The organism is Comamonas sp. MYb69, from assembly GCF_037479315.1.
In the GTDB taxonomy this organism is placed as follows: domain Bacteria; phylum Pseudomonadota; class Gammaproteobacteria; order Burkholderiales; family Burkholderiaceae_C; genus Comamonas.
Genome location: NZ_JBBGZG010000004.1, coordinates 1 through 16,806, shown reverse-complemented (window position 1 = coordinate 16,806; position 16,806 = coordinate 1). Strand labels below are relative to the sequence as shown.

15 protein-coding genes are annotated in these 16,806 nt (G+C 65.0%); 9 read left to right on the top strand and 6 right to left on the bottom strand.

The genetic code is table 11. The features are described from left to right. Nucleotides 1-61: 61 nt before the first annotated feature. Nucleotides 62-547, bottom strand: coding sequence for a 2-C-methyl-D-erythritol 2,4-cyclodiphosphate synthase (gene ispF, locus WH303_RS06390; protein WP_084635837.1), 486 nt, complete (start codon nucleotides 545-547; stop codon nucleotides 62-64). 106 nt (nucleotides 548-653) lie between these two features. After that, on the bottom strand, nucleotides 654-1,418 hold the full coding sequence (locus WH303_RS06385; protein WP_052330044.1) for an IspD/TarI family cytidylyltransferase: 765 nt from the start codon (nucleotides 1,416-1,418) through the stop codon (nucleotides 654-656). Between the two features lie 303 nt (nucleotides 1,419-1,721). On the opposite strand from WH303_RS06385, the gene mfd reads away from it, so the two are divergent. The 5 genes from mfd (at nucleotide 1,722) to WH303_RS06360 (ending at nucleotide 9,362) form a co-directional block, all read left to right on the top strand. After that, a complete protein-coding gene (mfd, locus tag WH303_RS06380; protein ID WP_339517479.1) occupies nucleotides 1,722-5,207 on the top strand; it encodes a transcription-repair coupling factor in 3,486 nt (1,161 codons plus the stop codon). Between the two features lie 63 nt (nucleotides 5,208-5,270). Then, entirely contained in the window at nucleotides 5,271-5,984 is a 714-nt protein-coding gene (gene serB / locus WH303_RS06375) for a phosphoserine phosphatase SerB (protein WP_021027415.1), read from the top strand. A 187-nt stretch (nucleotides 5,985-6,171) separates the two neighbouring features. After that, the gene (gene argE, locus WH303_RS06370) at nucleotides 6,172-7,323 is read left to right on the top strand and encodes an acetylornithine deacetylase (protein ID WP_021027416.1); all 1,152 of its coding nucleotides are present in this window, start codon (nucleotides 6,172-6,174) and stop codon (nucleotides 7,321-7,323) included. Between the two features lie 127 nt (nucleotides 7,324-7,450). Next, nucleotides 7,451-8,239 (top strand): SOS response-associated peptidase, encoded by a 789-nt coding sequence (locus WH303_RS06365; protein WP_339517474.1) that lies wholly within the window; start codon nucleotides 7,451-7,453, stop codon nucleotides 8,237-8,239. Nucleotides 8,240-8,462: 223 nt separating this feature from the next. Next, nucleotides 8,463-9,362, top strand: coding sequence for a hypothetical protein (locus WH303_RS06360; RefSeq protein ID WP_339517473.1), 900 nt, complete (start codon nucleotides 8,463-8,465; stop codon nucleotides 9,360-9,362). A gap of 46 nt (nucleotides 9,363-9,408) precedes the next feature. On the opposite strand, the gene xerD is transcribed toward WH303_RS06360, so the two are convergent. The 3 genes from xerD to WH303_RS06345 form a co-directional block, all read right to left on the bottom strand. Next, nucleotides 9,409-10,284 carry a site-specific tyrosine recombinase XerD gene (gene xerD, locus WH303_RS06355; RefSeq protein WP_339517472.1) on the bottom strand — a complete coding sequence of 292 codons (876 nt, stop codon included), beginning with the start codon at nucleotides 10,282-10,284 and terminating at the stop codon, nucleotides 9,409-9,411. A 158-nt stretch (nucleotides 10,285-10,442) separates the two neighbouring features. Further along, nucleotides 10,443-11,423, bottom strand: a complete 981-nt coding sequence (locus WH303_RS06350) for a tripartite tricarboxylate transporter substrate binding protein BugE (RefSeq protein ID WP_027011016.1) — start codon at nucleotides 11,421-11,423, stop codon at nucleotides 10,443-10,445. A gap of 217 nt (nucleotides 11,424-11,640) precedes the next feature. Next, nucleotides 11,641-12,606, bottom strand: coding sequence for a tripartite tricarboxylate transporter substrate binding protein BugE (locus tag WH303_RS06345; protein ID WP_182328201.1), 966 nt, complete (start codon nucleotides 12,604-12,606; stop codon nucleotides 11,641-11,643). A gap of 233 nt (nucleotides 12,607-12,839) precedes the next feature. On the opposite strand from WH303_RS06345, the gene WH303_RS06340 reads away from it, so the two are divergent. Both WH303_RS06340 and WH303_RS06335 read left to right on the top strand, forming a co-directional pair. Beyond that, nucleotides 12,840-13,769 carry an AEC family transporter gene (locus WH303_RS06340; RefSeq protein WP_021027422.1) on the top strand — a complete coding sequence of 310 codons (930 nt, stop codon included), beginning with the start codon at nucleotides 12,840-12,842 and terminating at the stop codon, nucleotides 13,767-13,769. A gap of 40 nt (nucleotides 13,770-13,809) precedes the next feature. After that, nucleotides 13,810-14,484: a DUF459 domain-containing protein gene (locus WH303_RS06335; protein ID WP_021027423.1), complete on the top strand. Its 675-nt coding sequence runs from the start codon at nucleotides 13,810-13,812 to the stop codon at nucleotides 14,482-14,484. A gap of 19 nt (nucleotides 14,485-14,503) precedes the next feature. Here the strand turns inward: WH303_RS06335 and queG are convergent, their stop codons facing one another. Beyond that, complete coding sequence (gene queG, locus WH303_RS06330; protein ID WP_339517897.1) at nucleotides 14,504-15,553, bottom strand: tRNA epoxyqueuosine(34) reductase QueG; 1,050 nt, start codon at nucleotides 15,551-15,553, stop codon at nucleotides 14,504-14,506. Nucleotides 15,554-15,637: 84 nt separating this feature from the next. Between queG and tsaE the strand changes: the two genes are divergently transcribed. Continuing rightward, a complete protein-coding gene (gene tsaE / locus WH303_RS06325) occupies nucleotides 15,638-16,129 on the top strand; it encodes a tRNA (adenosine(37)-N6)-threonylcarbamoyltransferase complex ATPase subunit type 1 TsaE (RefSeq protein WP_021027425.1) in 492 nt (163 codons plus the stop codon). An 89-nt stretch (nucleotides 16,130-16,218) separates the two neighbouring features. Beyond that, on the top strand, nucleotides 16,219-16,806 hold a 588-nt coding region (locus WH303_RS06320), incomplete at its 3' end, for an AMIN domain-containing protein (protein ID WP_339517895.1).

The window sequence follows — 16,806 nt, the reverse complement described above, 5'->3', positions numbered from 1 at the left end:
CTCACGGCACGTTGGATGACCGCCTCTGGCGGGCCGTCATCTTTTCTTGCCAGCGCTTGACTTAGGCCTGCTCGCCAGCCCGTACCAGCAACACCACCGCACGGGCTTCCATCGCCGCGCCCTGGCCTACCGGGCCCATCTTCTCGGCCGTTTTGGCCTTCACATTGACCTGGGATTCATCAATACCCAAGGTCTTGGCAATATTGGCCCGCATGGCCGGAATGTGCGGCGCCAACTTGGGCGCCTGGGCAATCACGGTGCTGTCCACGTTGTTGACCTGCCAGCCCTTGGCGGCCACACGGCGCATGGCCTCGGCCAGCAGCACGGCCGAATCGGCACCCCGGAAAGCGGCATCGGTATCGGGAAAGTGCGATCCAATATCACCCATGCCAGCGGCACCCACCAAGGCATCGGTGATCGCATGCAGCAGCACATCGGCATCCGAATGGCCCAGCAAACCGGTGGTATGCGGCACCTGGATGCCGCCCAAAATCAAGTCCCGGCCGGGCACCAGCGCATGAATATCCCAACCCTCACCAATGCGCATTTGCAGCATGTGTATCCCTTATATTGTCCATTTACATCCGCATCCCAGCGCAAGCCGCCACAGCCCCGCCTAAGGAGCGAAGGCTGTGCAGCGCGTCGCCTGGGATTCAATCAAAAAGTGCCGCCACCTGGCTGTCACCGCTGGCCATGCGCTGCAGCAGCAAGGCCTCGGCCAGCGCAAAGTCATCCGGGAAGGTGACCTTGAAGTTAAAGCTGCTGCCCGGCACCAGCCGGGGCTGCAAGCCCAGCGCCTCGATGGCACTGGCTTCGTCGGTGACATCGTTGCAGCGCTCCAGCGCTTCGAGCAGCGTACCGATACGGAACATCTGCGGCGTCTGCGCCAGCCACTTGTCCACCCGGGGCAAGGTGCTGCTAACACGGCTTTGGCCATGGGCATCGGTGGCAGCGGCCTTGAGTGTATCGGGCAATGGCAGCGCCAACAGGCCCCCCACCTCATCGGCCGCACATTCCTGCATCAGCTGCTCGATCTGGCCGGGCTTGATCAGGCAGCGCGCCGCATCATGCACCAGCACCCAGTCATGCGGCTGCGCGCCCAGGCCCGAGTCACCGAGCAAACTGCGCAGGCCGCCAGCGACCGTATCGGCGCGGCTGGGGCCACCGCAAGGACTGATGGCAAAGCCTGGCCGCTGGTAGTGCTGCAAAAAATCATCGCCGGGGCTCACCCCCACCAGCACGCCTGATAGCGGCTTGGCCGCCATAAAGGCGGCCAAGGTATGCAGCACCAGCGGCCAGCCCGCCACCTGCTGGTACTGCTTGGGGAGATGGGCGGGGCGCGCCGCATCCACCGCCCGGGCGCCCACCCCGGCACAGGGCAAAAAGGCCCAGAACCTGGCCACCACCTCCTGGCGCATCTCGCCCAGCGCCTGGGTCTGGGCGCCCGGGTCGGCGGGGGGCACCGTTGCGGGCACCGTCACCGGCGCAGCCACCTCCGGTGCAGCCCTGGGTACAGCAGGGATCAATTCGTTGCGGGTGGTCTGGTTCATGGGGGTATTTTAGAATGGAGTGGTTGCACGGCGCTGTCAGCCAGACCCGTGCTTTTGCTGTTTATTGCGCGGCCAGGCCTGCCCTTTGATGGGGTGGCCTTGGCTGCACAGGCCCAGGCGCGGCACGCTGCCCTGGGCTGTAGTCCGTGTATGGACTGGTTCGGACCACGTATGGAACTCCCCAAGCTCACCGCCGGAAAACGTTTTCAACTGCCCATGCCCCCGGGCAGCGCCGATGCCTTGCTGCTCGCGACCTTGGCCACCCGCGAGGCCGCAGCGCAGCGCGTCACCGCCATCATCACCGCCGACGCGGGCGATGCCCATCGCCTGCAGGACGAGCTGGCGTTTTTTGCCCCAGAGCTGCGCGTGGCCCTGTTCCCCGACTGGGAAACCCTGCCCTATGACACCTTCTCGCCGCACCAGGACCTGATCAGCGAGCGGCTCGCTGCGCTGTGGCGCATCAGCCAGGGCGAAGCCGATGTGGTGCTGATCCCGGCCACCACGGCGCTGTACCGCCTGGCGCCGCCCTCCTTTCTGGCGGGCTACACCTTTGCGTTCCAGGCCGGGCAAAAGCTCGATGAGGCGCGCCTCAAGGCCCAACTCACCCTGGCCGGCTACAACCATGTCTCCCAGGTGGTGAGCCATGGCGAATACTCGGTGCGTGGCGGCCTGATCGATCTCTACCCGATGGGCTCGCTTGTGCCCTACCGGGTCGACCTGTTCGATGACGAGATCGACTCGATCCGCACCTTTGACCCCGATACCCAGCGCAGCCTCTACCCGGTCAAGGACGTGCGCCTGCTGCCCGGGCGCGAGTTCCCGATGGACGACGAGGCCCGCGCGCGCTTTCGCAATAAGTGGCGCGAGATGCTCGAAGGCGACCCGACCAAGAGCCGCATCTACAAGGACATGGGCAACGGCGTGGCCACTGCCGGTATCGAGTACTACCTGCCGCTGTTCTTTGACGAGACAGCCACCGTGTTCGACTACCTGGGCAGCCAGGCCACCGTGGTGCTGCATGGCGATATCGAGCCGGCCTTCCAGCGCTTTTGGCAGGACACGCGCGACCGCTACCGCCTGGTGCAAGGCGACCCCGAGCGCCCGGTGCTGCCGCCCGACAGCCTGTTCCTGAGCCCCGACCAGTTCTACGCCACCGCCAAGCAGATGGCCCAGCTGTCGCTGCGCCCCCAGCTCGAAGACGTGGAGCACAGCGCCATCTTCCAAAAGCTCGGCGACCTGGCCGTGGTGCGCGGTGCCGAGGACCCGCTGGCCAAGCTGCAGCAGCATATTGCCCAGCGCCAGGCCCGCACCTTGCTGCTGGCCGAGAGCGATGGCCGGCGCGAGAGCCTGCTCGACTTCTTCCGCGCCAGCGGCCTCAACCCGCCGGCCTTTGACTCGCTGGCCGAATTCCAGCAGACCACGGATGAGCCCGTGGGCATCGCCACGGCCGCGCTCGCCAAGGGCTTTCGCTGGGCCGAGCAAGGCATTGACTTTGTCACCGAAACCGAGCTGTTTGCCGCCACCGGCGGCGCCCGCCGCAAGCGCCGCCAGGAGCAGGCCAGCGATGTCGAGGCGCTGATCAAGGACCTGTCCGAGCTGAAGGTGGGCGACCCGGTCGTCCATGCCCAGCACGGCATCGGCCGCTACCATGGCCTCATCAACATGGATGTGGGCCAGAAGAACCCCGATGGCACACCGGCGCTGCAGGAGTTCCTGCACCTCGAATACGCCGACAAGGCCGTGCTCTATGTGCCCGTCAGCCAGCTCGCGCAGATCAGCCGCTACACCGGCGTCTCGGCCGAAGAGGCCCCCTTGCACAAACTGGGCAGCGGCCAGTGGGAAAAGGCCCGCCGCAAGGCCGCCGAGCAGGTGCGCGACACCGCCGCCGAGCTGCTCAACATCTATGCCCGCCGCGCCGCGCGTGAAGGCCATGCCTTCCGCTACAGCCCGCAGGACTATGAGCAGTTCGCCAACGACTTCGGCTTTGAGGAAACCGCCGACCAGCGCGCCGCCATCCATGCGGTGATCCAGGACATGATCTCGCCCCAGCCCATGGACCGTCTGGTTTGCGGCGATGTGGGCTTTGGCAAGACCGAGGTCGCCTTGCGTGCCGCCTTTGTGGCCGTCACCGGTGGCAAGCAGGTTGCGCTGCTCGCGCCCACCACCTTGCTGGCCGAGCAGCACTACCAGACGCTGGCCGACCGCTTCTCCAAGTGGCCGATCAAGGTCGCGCTGGTCTCGCGCTTTCGCTCCGGCAAGGAAGTGAACACCACGATCAAGGGACTCGATGACGGCACGGTCGACATCGTCGTCGGCACGCACAAGCTGCTGTCTGAAAAAACCCAGTTCAAGAACCTGGGCCTGCTGATCATCGATGAGGAACACCGCTTTGGCGTGCGCCACAAAGAGGCGATGAAGGCCATGCGCGCCGAGGTCGATGTGCTCACCTTGACGGCCACCCCCATCCCGCGCACCATGGGCATGGCGCTCGATGGCCTGCGTGATCTGTCGGTGATCGCCACCGCGCCGCAGCGCCGCCTGGCGATCAAGACCTTTGTGCGCAGCGAAGGCACCGGCGTGATCCGCGAAGCCGTGCTGCGTGAGTTAAAGCGCGGCGGCCAGTGCTACTTTCTGCACAACGAGGTCGAGACCATCGAGAACCGCCGCCAGAAGCTCGAAGAGATCCTGCCCGAGGCCCGCATCGCCGTGGCCCACGGCCAGATGCCCGAGCGCGAGCTCGAGCGCGTGATGCGCGACTTTGTGGCCCAGCGCTACAACATCCTGCTGTGCTCGACCATCATCGAGACCGGCATCGACGTGCCCAGCGCCAACACCATCATCATCAGCCGCGCCGACAAGTTTGGCCTGGCGCAGCTGCACCAGCTGCGCGGCCGCGTGGGCCGCAGCTACCACCAGGCCTATGCCTATCTGATGGTGCCGGATCTGGACGGCCTGACCAAGCAGGCCGCGCAGCGCCTCGAAGCCATCCAGCAGATGGAAGAGCTGGGCAGCGGCTTTTACCTGGCCATGCATGACCTGGAAATCCGGGGCGCGGGCGAAGTGCTGGGCGACAACCAGAGCGGCAACATGATGGAGATCGGCTACCAGCTCTACAACGAGATGCTGTCCGAGGCCGTGCGCAGCTTGAAGGAAGGCAAGGAGCCCGACCTGCTCAGCCCCCTGTCCGCGGCCACCGACATCAACCTGCACGCCCCCGCGCTGCTGCCCAACGACTACTGCGGCGATGTGCACCTGCGCCTGTCCTTCTACAAGAAGCTGGCGACCGCCAAGACCAGCGACCAGATCGACAACCTGCTCGAAGAGATCGTGGACCGCTTTGGCAAGCTGCCGCCGCAGGCCCAGACCTTGGTCGATGTGCACCGCCTGCGCGTGCTCTGCGAGCCCTTTGGCGTGCAGAAGGTCGATGCCGCGCCCGGCGTGATCAACATCACCTTCTACCCCAACCCGCCGATCGAGCCGATGACCATCATCGGCCTGATCCAGAAGAACAAGGCCATCAAGCTGGCCGGCAACGACAAGCTGCGCATCGAGCGCGCGCTGCCCGAGGTCAAGGACCGCGTGCAGATGGTTCGCGATGTGGTGCGCAGCCTGGGCAAGCCCGTCACGGCCGCTGCAGCCGCTGTGGCCACGGCCTGAGCGGCCTGTCTGTCCCCAGCAGCCCGTTTATCATTCCCCTACCCTCACCCCTCAAAAGCTCCCATGAGTGCCTCTACCGAATTCGCCCCCGGCCTGACCATCCAGAACCTGGCCACGCCGCAAAAGCTGTCCGACTACAAGCTGATCGCGTTCGACATGGACTCGACCCTGATCACCATCGAGTGCATCGACGAGATCGCCGACATCACCGGTAAGAAGGCCGAGGTGGCGGCAATCACCGAAGCGGCGATGCGCGGCGAGATCACCGACTATAAGGACAGCCTGCGCCAGCGCATGGCCCTGCTCCAGGGCGTGCCCATGGCCGCCATCGAGCGCGTGCTGCAAGAGCGCCTGACCTTGACCCCCGGCGCCAAGACCCTCGTCGATGCCGCGCATGCGGCCGGCCTCAAGGTGCTGCTGGTCTCGGGCGGCTTCACCTTTTTTGCCGACCATGTCAAAAGCCTGCTGGGCATCGACTTTGTGCGCGCCAACCAGTTCGAGGTCAAGGACGGCCAGCTGACCGGCGGCCTCATCGACCAGAGCTGGGGCGATATCTGCGACGGCGAAGAAAAGCGCAGCACCGTGCTGGGCCTGGCATCGCTGATGGGCATCGATCCCGAGCAGGTGATTGCCGTGGGCGATGGCAGCAATGACCTGCCGATGATGCGCGCCGTGGGCCTGTCGGTCGCCTTCCACGCCAAGCCACGCGTGCGTGCCGAGGCCAAGGTGGCGATCAACACCGGCGGGCTCGATCGCCTGCTGGAAGTGCTGGGCTGATAGCAGCCTACAGACACAGGTTTGACAACAACGGGAGCCACGGGCTCCCGTTTTCCGCTCTGTCCCAGCCACTGGACCATCCCATCTAAAACCCCAACACCCAACCCCAGCTTAGGCAGCGCGCGCTGCCCGCATAGCCCAAGCGCCCTACACTCAGTCACTTGCATGTAACACCAAGTGAAGCGCTATGAACACCCGCTCCTGGCTGGAAAAGCTGGTCGCATTCGACACCACCAGCCGCAACTCCAACCTCGCCCTGATCGAAACCGTGCGTGATGCACTGGCCCACCAGGGTCTGAAGGCCGAGCTGATCCACTCGCCCGAAGGCGACAAGGCCAACCTGTTTGCCACCTTGCCGGCCGATGACGGCAGCACCCAAGGCGGCATCGTGCTGTCGGGCCACACCGATGTGGTACCGGTCGACGGCCAGAACTGGGACAGCGATCCTTTCAGCCTGACCGAAAAGGAAGGCCGGCTCTACGGCCGTGGCAGCGCCGACATGAAGGGCTTTATCGCCGCATCGGTCGCGCTGGTGCCCGAGTTCCTCGCCATGCCGCGCAAAAAGCCCATCCACCTGGCGCTGTCGTATGACGAGGAAGTGGGCTGCGCAGGCGCCCCGGTGATGCTGCGCGCCTTGAAGGCACGCGGCCAGCAGGCCGATGGCTGCGTGGTGGGCGAGCCCACCAGCATGCAGGTGGTGGTCGCGCACAAGGGCATCAACCTGTACCGCTGCAAGGTGCATGGCAAGGCAGCGCACTCGTCGCTGACGCCCAAGGGCTGCAATGCCATCGAGTACGCCGCACGCCTGATCTGCCATATCCGCGATGTAGCCGACCAGTTCAAGGCCAACGGCCCCTACGACGAGTTCTATGACGTGCCGTTCACGACCATGACCACCAACCAGATCTCGGGCGGAATCGCGGTCAACACCATCCCTGAGCTGTGCGAGTTCAACTACGAGTTCCGCAACCTGCCCGGCATGACGGCCGAGAGCATCCAGGCCAAGGTGCAAAGCTATGTGACCGGCGAGCTGCTGCCACGCATGCGCCGCGAGTTTGCCGATGCCCGCATCGACATCGAAACCGGCCCTGCCGCCCCCGCGCTGGAAGCCAGCGAGCAAGCCGCCATCACCGCGCTGGTGCGTGCGCTGACCGCCGACCAGGCCACGCGGAAGGTGGCCTATGGCACCGAAGCGGGCCTGTTCCAGAACCTGGGTATCCCCACCGTGGTCTGCGGCCCCGGCAATATCGAGCAGGCGCACAAGCCCAATGAGTTTGTCGAGATCAGCCAGCTCGAGGCCTGCGAGCGCTTCCTGCGCAAGCTGGGCCAGTCGCTCTGATCTAAAATACGCACTGCGGCCGCAAGGCTTGCCACCGAGCCCACCCTGCCCCAGGGTGGGCTTTTTATCTTCTGCCAGAAACCGGCGCCAGCGAATGCTGCTGCAGCCTTCACGTACCATTGCGCCCATGAGCACCCAATACGAAGCCCTCAAAGCCCCCGAGCTGTACCTCAGCGCCTTCCAGGTAGAGCCCCCTGCAGAGATGGGCGAGCGCAAGATGACGCCGCGCCGGCCCGGCTTCTTTATCACCACCAGCCTGACAGGCGCCACCGATGCCGAGAACACCGCGCGCAAGGCAGCGCTGGCCGAGCAGGCCGCTGCAGAAGCGGCAGCGAGCGGTGCCCCCGCCGATGCCGAACCCGCGCCCGCTGCTGTGCCGGTGGTCACACCCCGCCTGCTGGTGCCGGCGCAATGGGGCTTGGTGCCGCACTGGGTCAAGTCCGCATCCGACGGCCAGCTGCGTGCCACCAAGCTGGTGAATGTCAAATCCGACAACGCCTCCACCAGCACCGCCTTTCGCGATGCCTGGCTGAACAACCAGCGCTGCATCGTGCCGATGATGGCGTTCGTGACCGACGACTACCGCACCGGCAAGGCCAAGCCCACGCGCATTGCCCGCGTTGACGGCCTGCCGATGGGTGTCGCCGGCGTCTGGTCCCGCTGGACCGATGACGACGGCACCGAGCTGCTGAGCTACGCCATCATCACCGTCAACGCCAATGCCCATGCGCTGATGAACCGCTACCAGCAGCCCGGCAATGACAAGACCATGCCCGCCATCCTGAATGAAGGCGCCTATGACGCCTGGCTGCGTTCATCGGCCTACAAGGCCAAGGAATTTCTGCGCGCCTACCCCGCGCAAAAGCTGCTGGCCAATCCGGTCGAGAAGGGCCGCAAGAATCCGCTGGGGATTTGATCCATGGCGAGGCGCATTCACAACGCTGTAGTCCGCCAATAGCTTCAAGCCAAGCCGCGCAACCTATAGTTGGCAGAGTTTCCATGACACCCTGCCCTTCATGTTTCGTTGGCTGACCTCTTTTCTTGTACCCAACTCCGCTGCGGATACGGCAGCCCAGGCGCCTGTCGCTGCAGCCCGGATTGCCATGTCTCAGGGCGAGCCACTTGTCTTGGCCTCCGTCATGCAGGACGCCAACGGCCTGCCCCTGCTCGACTGGTCAGCGGTGTCCGAATGGGTTTCGCATCTGCCAGACCCTGAGGAACAGGCCAAGGCCTGGGGCCTGGCAGAGCGCGCTTGGTTGGACCACTTGTGCCTGGCGCTGGGGCCAGACTTTCGGGTGCGCGAATATGGCACGGCGCTCCTGCTGTCCAACCTCGATCCGGTGGTCGCCAAGGCCATGCTGAGCTACATCGATAAAAGCGCCCAGCGGATCCTGCAGGTGCTGGAGGGTGTGGCCGAGATACCGCTCTGGGGCCATGACCTGGTCATCGTGTTCCAGGACAAGGAGAGCTATTACCGCTATGTCGCGCACTATTACCCCGACGAGGGTGAGTATGCGGAAAGCAGCGGTATGTACATCCAGGCCGGATGCGGGCATTTTGTGACCATGGCCGACAGCCTCCAGGCGCTGGAGCCTGTCATCGTGCATGAACTCACCCATGCCTACGTCCACCATTTGCCGCTGCCCACCTGGCTGAACGAAGGCTTGGCCGTCAATACCGAGCAGCGCCTGAGCCCGGCGGCCGGCATGCGCCCAGACCTTCCCAAAATGCATGCACGCCACCAATCGTTCTGGAATGCCGATCGCATCCAGTCCTTCTGGAATGGCCAATCGTTCTCGCAAACTGGTGCCTCGAACGAGCTGTCCTACGATTTGGCACGCTTGCTGGTGGCCCACTTGGCGGCGGATTGGACAGCCTTTCGCCACTTTGCATTGCAGGCCCACCAGCAAGATGGTGGCGCCCATGCGGCGAGCGACTGCCTGGATATTGCCTTGGGCGCCTTGGTGTGTGCGCTGCTTGATCGGGAGCCATCGCCCGGCTGGGAGCCAATACCGGCTTTGTGGACTTCAGTGGAATAGCGTCAGCGGTTCCGTCGACTGCCGCAAGCCCAAGATCGCAGATCGATCACCCACGCGGATGGTGCTGGCTGTGCAGCACCTTGAGGCGCTCTCGCGCCACATGGGTGTAGATGGTGGTGGTGGAGATATCGGCATGGCCCAGCAGCAGCTGCACCACGCGCAGATCGGCGCCATGGTTGAGCAAATGCGTGGCAAAGGCGTGGCGCAAGGTGTGAGGTGACAGTGGCGCGGTAATGCCGGCGCGCTGCGCATATTTTTTGACGATCATCCAGAACGCAACCCGCGTCATGCCGCTGCCGCGCTGGGTGACAAACAGGTCCGCACTTTGCCGCCCGGCCAGAATGGTGGGCCGGCTTTCGGCCAGGTACTGCTCCAGCCATTGCTGGGCCACCTGGCCAAAGGGCACCAGCCGCTCCTTGCTGCCTTTGCCCACCACGCGCACGATGCCATCGGCCAGGCTGAGCTGCACGCTTTGCAGCTCCACCAGCTCCGACACGCGCAGGCCGCTGGCATACATCAGCTCCAGCATCGCGCGGTCGCGCAGGCCCAGTGGGTTGCCGGCGTCAGGCGCTTCCAGCAGCGCATCGACCATGGCCGAGGTCATCGTCTTGGGCACGCGCAGCGGCTGGCGCGCTGCCAGCATGCGCAAGGTGGGATCGGCGCTGATCAGCGACTCGCGCAGCGCCCAGTGGAAAAAGCGCCGCAGCACCGTGAGGCGCCGGTTGGCCGTGCTGGCCTTGTCGCCCATGCGGGTGGCAAAAAAGGCCTGCAGCTGGGCCTCATCGCTGCGCTCGAGCGCCTGGCCAGGGTGCTCCTGGGCCAGCCACTGGCCGTACAGCGCCAGGTCGCGCCGGTAGGCCGCCAAGGTATTGCGCGCCAGGCCGTCTTCCAGCCACACCGCATCGATAAAACGGTCAATCATCGGGTGCGCCGCTGCAGTGCGTCCCGGCCCGGACGGAGGAGCTGAAGGAGGGACTGACGGGGGTGGTGCAGATCGTGGAGCGCTTGCCATGCCCGGCATCATGGCATGAAAAAAGCCGCCGGCTTGCGCGGGCGGCTTGGGGATGTTGGCAGCGGCGATCAGTCCAGCTTCAGGTCCTGCTTCTTGACCACGTCCTTGTAGACGTCGAACTCGGCCTTGATCTGCTCGGCAAACTGCTCGGGCGTGTTGCCCACCACCAGCGAGCCGGTGTCTTCGATGCGCTTCTTCACCGCAGGGTCGGCCAGCACCTTCTTGGTAGCGGCATTGATGCGGTCCACCACATCCTTGGACACGCCCTTGGGCGCCAGGATGCCATAGAAAGCCATGCGGTTCACCGGCTCCAGGCCCACTTCCTTGAAGGTCGGCACATTGGGCAGCACGGCCAGGCGCTCAGGCGCGGCCACGACGATAGGCACCAGGCGGTTGTCCTTCACAAAAGGCAGGGTCGAGGGCAGGTTGTCCAGGATCATGTTGACCTGGCCGGCCACCGTGTCGTTCAGTGCCGGGCCCGCACCACGGTAGGCGATGTGGGTCATCTGGATGCCGGTCAGGCTCTTGTACAGCTCCATCAGCATGTGCTGGATGCCGCCGGTGCCGGACGACGAGTAGGCGTACTTGTTGGGGTTCTTCTTGAGCTCGGCCTCGAACTCCTTGTAGTCCTTGGCTGGGAACTTCGGGTTCACCGCAATGATGTTGGGCGTGGCCGCCACATTGATGATGGGCGTGAAGTCCTTGATCGGGTCGTAGGAGATCTTGGGGTTGATCGCCGGGTTGGTGGCCACCGTGGAGACGGTCGCAATGCCCAGCGTGTAGCCGTCGGCCGCTGCGCGCACCGTTTCCACCGCACCGATGGTGCCGCCAGCACCACCCTTGTTGTCCACCACCACGGGCTGGCCCAGCTCCTTGCCCAGGGGGTCAGCGATCACGCGCGCAATGATATCGGTGGTGCCGCCAGCTGCAAAAGGAACGATCAGGCGAATGGGCTTGTTAGGGTATTTTGTATCGGCCAGAGCGCCAGTGCTCAAGGTGGCTGCGGCAGCAGCGATCAAGGTCAGGCCCACGAGAGAGCGACGTTGCATGATGAATCTCCTCATTTGAAATGGTGTGGCCGTCGTTCGCGTGCCGGTGGATGACCCGCATGGCGCACGGCCACGTAATGCTTTTTCAGCACAGCGCGTTTATACCGGATTAATACGTCCGCAACCGTGCTGCAACCGCACAAAAAGCGCGTGATTTCCCTAGGATTTCCCTAGAAATGCGCACGCGCTTTGAGGCAGGACAGACGAGGGACGGGGATCAGTCCAACTGGATGCCCTGCTTGTCCACCACCGCCTTGTAGGCCGCGTATTCGTCCTTCATCTGCTGGGCAAACACCTCAGGCGTGGTGCCCAGGATGTCCGAGCCAGTCTCTGCGATGCGCTTTTGCACGTTCGGGTCTTCCAGCGCCTTTTTGGTGGCCGCGTTGACTTTGTCAACAATCTCCTTGGGTAGGTTCTTGGGGCCGACGATGCCGTAATAGGCACTGCGGTTGACCACGGGAACGCCCACTTCGGTGAACGTGGGGATGGACTCCAGCCCGGCCACGCGCTTGGGGGCGGCCACCACGATGGCGCGCAGGCGCTTGTCGCGGATAAAGGGGTAGGCCGAGGGCAGGTTGTCAAAAATCATGTTGACCTGGCCGGCGACCGTGTCGTTCAGCGCCGGGCCGCCACCCCGGTAGGGGATGTGCACCACGTTCACACCGGTTTCGGACTTGAGCATTTCCATCAACAAATGGGCAATGCTGCCAGTGCCCGGCGTGGCATAGGAGTACTTGCCGGGGTTCTTCTTGAGCTCGGCAATGAACTCCTGGTAGTTGGTGGCCGGAAAGCTCGGGTGCACCGCAATCACATTGGGCGTGGCCGCCACATTGATGATGGGCGTGAAATCGCGCTGCACGTTGTAGGGCATCTTGGGGTTCACGGCCGGGTTGGTGGCCGTGGTCGACACCGTCGCGATGCTCAGGGTGTAGCCATCGGGCTGGGCACGCGCGGCTTCGGCCGCGCCCACGGTGCCGCCGCCACCGCTCTTGTTGTCCACCACCACCGGCTGGCCGAGGGCCTTGGACAGCGGCTCCGAGATCACGCGCGCCACGATGTCGGTGGTGCCGCCTGCGGCAAACGGCACGATCAGGCGGATGGGCTTGTTGGGATAGGGATCAGCGGCCAGGGCAGCGCTGCTGCCCAGCGCCAGTGCCATGGCCAGGCACAGTCGGCGGTTCATCATGGTGGAGGTCTCCTCGGGATCTGGGGCGCTGGCTGGGGCCAGCTTGGACATGGCTCCCATGCTAGCGGTGTTGCCTGGCGGTTCTGCCCCAAAGCGCGCCGCAGATGGCCCGTGTTTTCCCGCATCGGGGCGGCAGATAGCGCAATTGGCAACTGCTTTGGCAGGGCTTGCACCCAGCAGCATGCTTACCGCCGCGACAGCGATTGGGCCGCAGCAAACGCCCTTCCGCTATGCTTGCGCCGGTGAACTACGCCCAACTGCTTTTCCCTGATTTCTCGCTGATCCTGATTGGCTACCTGGTCTGCCGCTACACGGCGCTGAACCGGGCCATCTGGCAGCCGGTGGAAAGCCTGGTGTACTACTTCCTCTTTCCCACCTTGCTGTTCTATTCGATCATCCGCAGCCCGATCGACTGGCAAGGCACCTCCAACCTGATGCTGGCTGGCGTGGCCACGGGCCTGGTCGCCATCACGATGACCTACACCCTGCCGCGCTGGCCCTGGCTGGGCAAAAGGGTGGACAGCCGCGACGCCGCTGCCAGCGCGCAGATCGCGTTTCGCTTCAACTCCTTTATCGGCCTGGCGCTGGCCGACCGGCTGGCCGGCCCCCAAGGCCTGCAGCTGATCTCGGTGCTGATCGGCGTCTGCGTGCCCATGTTCAATATTGCCGCCGTCTACCCGATGGCCAAGGGCTCGCAAAATGGCTTTATGCGCGAGCTGCTGCGCAACCCGCTGATCGTCGCCACGCTCACGGCCCTCATCTGCAACCTGCTGGGCCTGCGCCTGCCCGCCATCGTCGAGCCCACCGTCGCCCGCATCGGCCAGGCCTCCATTGTGCTGGGCCTGATGTCGGCGGGCGCCGGCATGCAGCTGGGGCTGCTGGCGCGCGGCAAGCTGCTCAGTGGCGCAGTGCTGGCCATCCGCCACTTTGTCACGCCGCTGATTGCGCTGTGCATGGCCCACTGGCTGGCGCTGTCGGCCCAGCAGGCCGCCATTTTGCTGATCTTCTCGGCCTTGCCGACCGCATCGACCTGCTATGTGCTGGCCGCCCGCATGGGCTACAACGGCGCCTATGTCGCGGGGCTGGTGACCTTGTCCACCATCTGCGGCGTGGCCAGTCTGCCGTTTGCACTCAGCCTGCTGGGCTGGTGGCCGGTTTAACAACGCGGCCTGCCAAGGCCATCGGTTAAGCTCGGCGGCTATGGAGAAAACCATTGATTCCGCACGCCGCCAAAGCCTCCAGCGCCTGGCGCTCATCCCCTTCCTGGGCCTGGCCGTAGCCGGGCTGGCCGCCTGCAGCAAAAAGGCGCCACTCGCCGCTGCGCTGCCTGCGGGCGCCACGGTGCTCGCATTGGGCGATTCGCTGACCCAGGGCGTCGGCGCCAGCGCCGCGCAGTCCTACCCGCAGTTGCTGGCCGAGCGCACCGGCTGGAACGTCATCAATGCCGGCATCTCCGGCGAAACCAGCAGCCAGATCGCGCAGCGCCTGCCGCAGCTGTTGGAGACCCACCAACCGGCCCTGGTGATTGTTTGCGCCGGCGGCAACGACTGGCTGCGCCGCCAAAGCGCGCAAGCGGCCCAGGCGCAGATCGCCAGCATGCTGCAGCAATGCAAGGCCCAGCACATTGCCGTGTTGCTGGTGGCGGTGCCCGAGTTCAGCATGAGCGCCGCGCTGACCGGCCGCATCCAGGACCACCCGATCTACGAGGCGCTGGCCAAGGACGAGCAAGTACCCCTGCTCGCCAAGGCCTGGAGCGAGGTGCTGGCCAACGACGCCATGCGCGCCGACCAGGTGCATGCCAATGCGGCGGGCTATGCGCGCTTTACCGAACTGCTGGTCGCGCAGCTCAAGGCCTCGGGCTTTCTCAGCGGCTGATCATGGGGCACGCCAGCGCTCAGGCGCTGCGCTGGCCCAGCCCCCAGGCCACATGCTCGCGCACCATGGCGCTGTCGTGGTCCGCGCGGCTGTGCAGCGCCTGCGCATAGCGCGCCTCGCCCGTCTGGCGCCAGGCATTGCCGAGCGCAACGGCAATATTGCGCAGCCAGCGCGCATGGCCAATGCGGCGTATGGGGCTGCCCTCGGTGATGCGCAAGAACGTCGCCTCGTCCCATGCAAACAGATGGGGCAGCTGCTGGTCCATCAGCGCGCCGCGCGCATCAAAATCGGGCAGCACCGCGCGCTGGGCAAACTTGTTCCAGGGGCAGGCGAGCTGGCAGTCATCGCAGCCATAGATGCGGTTGCCCATGGGGGCGCGAAATTCTTCCGGAATGGCGCCATCGAGCTCGATCGTCAGGTAGGAGATGCAGCGCCGCGCATCGACCGATTGGGGCGCCACGATGGCCGCCGTCGGGCAGGCATCGATGCAGGCCGTGCACTGGCCGCAATGCGCCGTGACCGGCGCAGTCGCCGGCAAGGCGATATTGACAAAGATCTCGCCGAGAAAAAACATCGAGCCGGCATCGCGGCTCAGCACCAGCGTGTGCTTGCCCCGCCAGCCCTGGCCGCTGCGGCTGGCCAGCTCGGCCTCCAGCACCGGGGCCGAATCGGTGAACGCGCGGTGCGCGAGGTTGTGTTCGCCAAGTGCCGCATCGATGCGCTCGGCAAGCTTTTGCAGCCGGTTGCGCAGCACCTTGTGGTAGTCACGGCCCCGGGCATAGACGCTCACCAGACCCTCGCCGGGCCTGGCGTGGCGCTCCCATTCCTGCCGCTGCCAGTCGGCAGCGGTGTTTTGCGGCAGATAATCCATGCGTGCTGTAATCACGCTGAGCGTGCCGGGCACCAGCTCGGCTGGCCGGGCGCGCTTGAGGCCATGGGCCTGCATGTAATGCATCTCGCCATGGAAACCTTTTTCCAGCCACTGCATCAATCCAGTTTCCGCCGTCGACAAATCCACGCCTGCCACGCCGATTTGGGAAAATCCCAGCTCCAGCGCCCAGTCGTTGATCTGTTGAATGAAAGTGGGATCAGCGGCGTCCATGTGCTGCTATTGTAAAAAACCTGAGGGCCCGCGCGGCCCGGGAACGACATTTTGAACGCTACTGCCAGCCCCTCCTACCCCGCGCTCCATCTGGTCTGGAAAGACGAGCGCGATACGGAAGCCTTTGCCGCGCGCCTGGCCGCGCAGGCAGCGCTGTCGAATGTTTACCTAACTTTGCATGGCGATCTGGGCGCGGGCAAAACCACCTTGGTGCGCCACCTGCTGCGTGCGCTGGGCGTGCAGGGCCGCATCAAGAGCCCCACCTATGCGGTGGTCGAACCGCATGAGGGCCGCGACTTCCCCATCTGGCACTTTGACTTCTACCGCTTCGACGATCCGCGCGAGTGGGAAGACGCCGGCTTTCGGGATATTTTTGCCAGCCCCGGCCTGAAAGTGGCAGAATGGCCGCAGAAGGCTGCAGCGGTAACTCCTATTGCCGATGTAGCTATCAGTATTGAAGCAATCAACGAATCAGAACGCCAGGTGCATCTGCAGGCCTTCACCCCGGCAGGTGCCTCCATCGTCCAAGGGTTTTCAGCGTGAGCGACACCCCGAAATATCTCCCAGCCTCTGCCCCTTTCACCACCGCTGACGGTGCGCCCGCCAGCCACCACGGCCTCTCGCGCCGCGATCTGCTGCGCGGCGGCAGCCTGGTGCTGCTGCTGGGCAGCAGCCACCTGGCCTTTGGCGCCAGCATCGTTGCAGTTCGCCTCTGGCCCTCCAAGGACTACACCCGCGTCACGATCGAGTCCGACACCCCGCTCAAGACCGAGCAGCGCTTTGTGCCCGAGCCGCCGCGCCTGGCGGTCGATATCGAAGGGATCGACCTCAACCCAGCGCTGCGTGAGCTGGTGGCCAAGGTCCGCTCGGACGACCCCAATATCGCCGGCATCCGCGTGGGCCAGAACTCGCCCAATGTCGTGCGCCTGGTGATCGACCTCAAGCAGGAGGCCAAGCCCCAGGTCTTTACCTTGAAGCCGGTCGCCCCCTACCAGCACCGCCTGGTGCTGGACCTGTACCCCGCCCGGCCCAGCGATCCGCTCGAGAGCCTGATCACCGAGCGCATGATGGAAAACAGCCACAGCGCCGTGGCCGCAGCGCCGGCCCCTGTGCCCCCACCTGCGGCGGGCAGCAGCCTGCCACCGTCAGTGGCCGCTGCGATTGCCGGCGACCCGCCCGCGCCCGCTGCGCTGGGCACCGTGGTGGCCGCCGCCCCACCC

What these genes read in the sequence shown, in the direction of transcription:
- WH303_RS06350 (WP_027011016.1), bottom strand. Translation starts at nt 11,423, where the DNA reads ATGCAACGTCGCTCTCTCGTGGGCCTGACCTTGATCGCTGCTGCCGCA.
- argE (WP_021027416.1), top strand. Translation starts at nt 6,172, where the DNA reads ATGAACACCCGCTCCTGGCTGGAAAAGCTGGTCGCATTCGACACCACC.
- WH303_RS06365 (WP_339517474.1), top strand. Translation starts at nt 7,451, where the DNA reads ATGAGCACCCAATACGAAGCCCTCAAAGCCCCCGAGCTGTACCTCAGC.
- mfd (WP_339517479.1), top strand. Translation starts at nt 1,722, where the DNA reads ATGGAACTCCCCAAGCTCACCGCCGGAAAACGTTTTCAACTGCCCATG.
- WH303_RS06345 (WP_182328201.1), bottom strand. Translation starts at nt 12,606, where the DNA reads ATGAACCGCCGACTGTGCCTGGCCATGGCACTGGCGCTGGGCAGCAGC.
- WH303_RS06360 (WP_339517473.1), top strand. Translation starts at nt 8,463, where the DNA reads ATGCAGGACGCCAACGGCCTGCCCCTGCTCGACTGGTCAGCGGTGTCC.
- ispF (WP_084635837.1), bottom strand. Translation starts at nt 547, where the DNA reads ATGCGCATTGGTGAGGGTTGGGATATTCATGCGCTGGTGCCCGGCCGG.
- WH303_RS06385 (WP_052330044.1), bottom strand. Translation starts at nt 1,418, where the DNA reads ATGCGCCAGGAGGTGGTGGCCAGGTTCTGGGCCTTTTTGCCCTGTGCC.
- serB (WP_021027415.1), top strand. Translation starts at nt 5,271, where the DNA reads ATGAGTGCCTCTACCGAATTCGCCCCCGGCCTGACCATCCAGAACCTG.
- WH303_RS06335 (WP_021027423.1), top strand. Translation starts at nt 13,810, where the DNA reads ATGGAGAAAACCATTGATTCCGCACGCCGCCAAAGCCTCCAGCGCCTG.
- WH303_RS06340 (WP_021027422.1), top strand. Translation starts at nt 12,840, where the DNA reads ATGCTTGCGCCGGTGAACTACGCCCAACTGCTTTTCCCTGATTTCTCG.
- xerD (WP_339517472.1), bottom strand. Translation starts at nt 10,284, where the DNA reads ATGATTGACCGTTTTATCGATGCGGTGTGGCTGGAAGACGGCCTGGCG.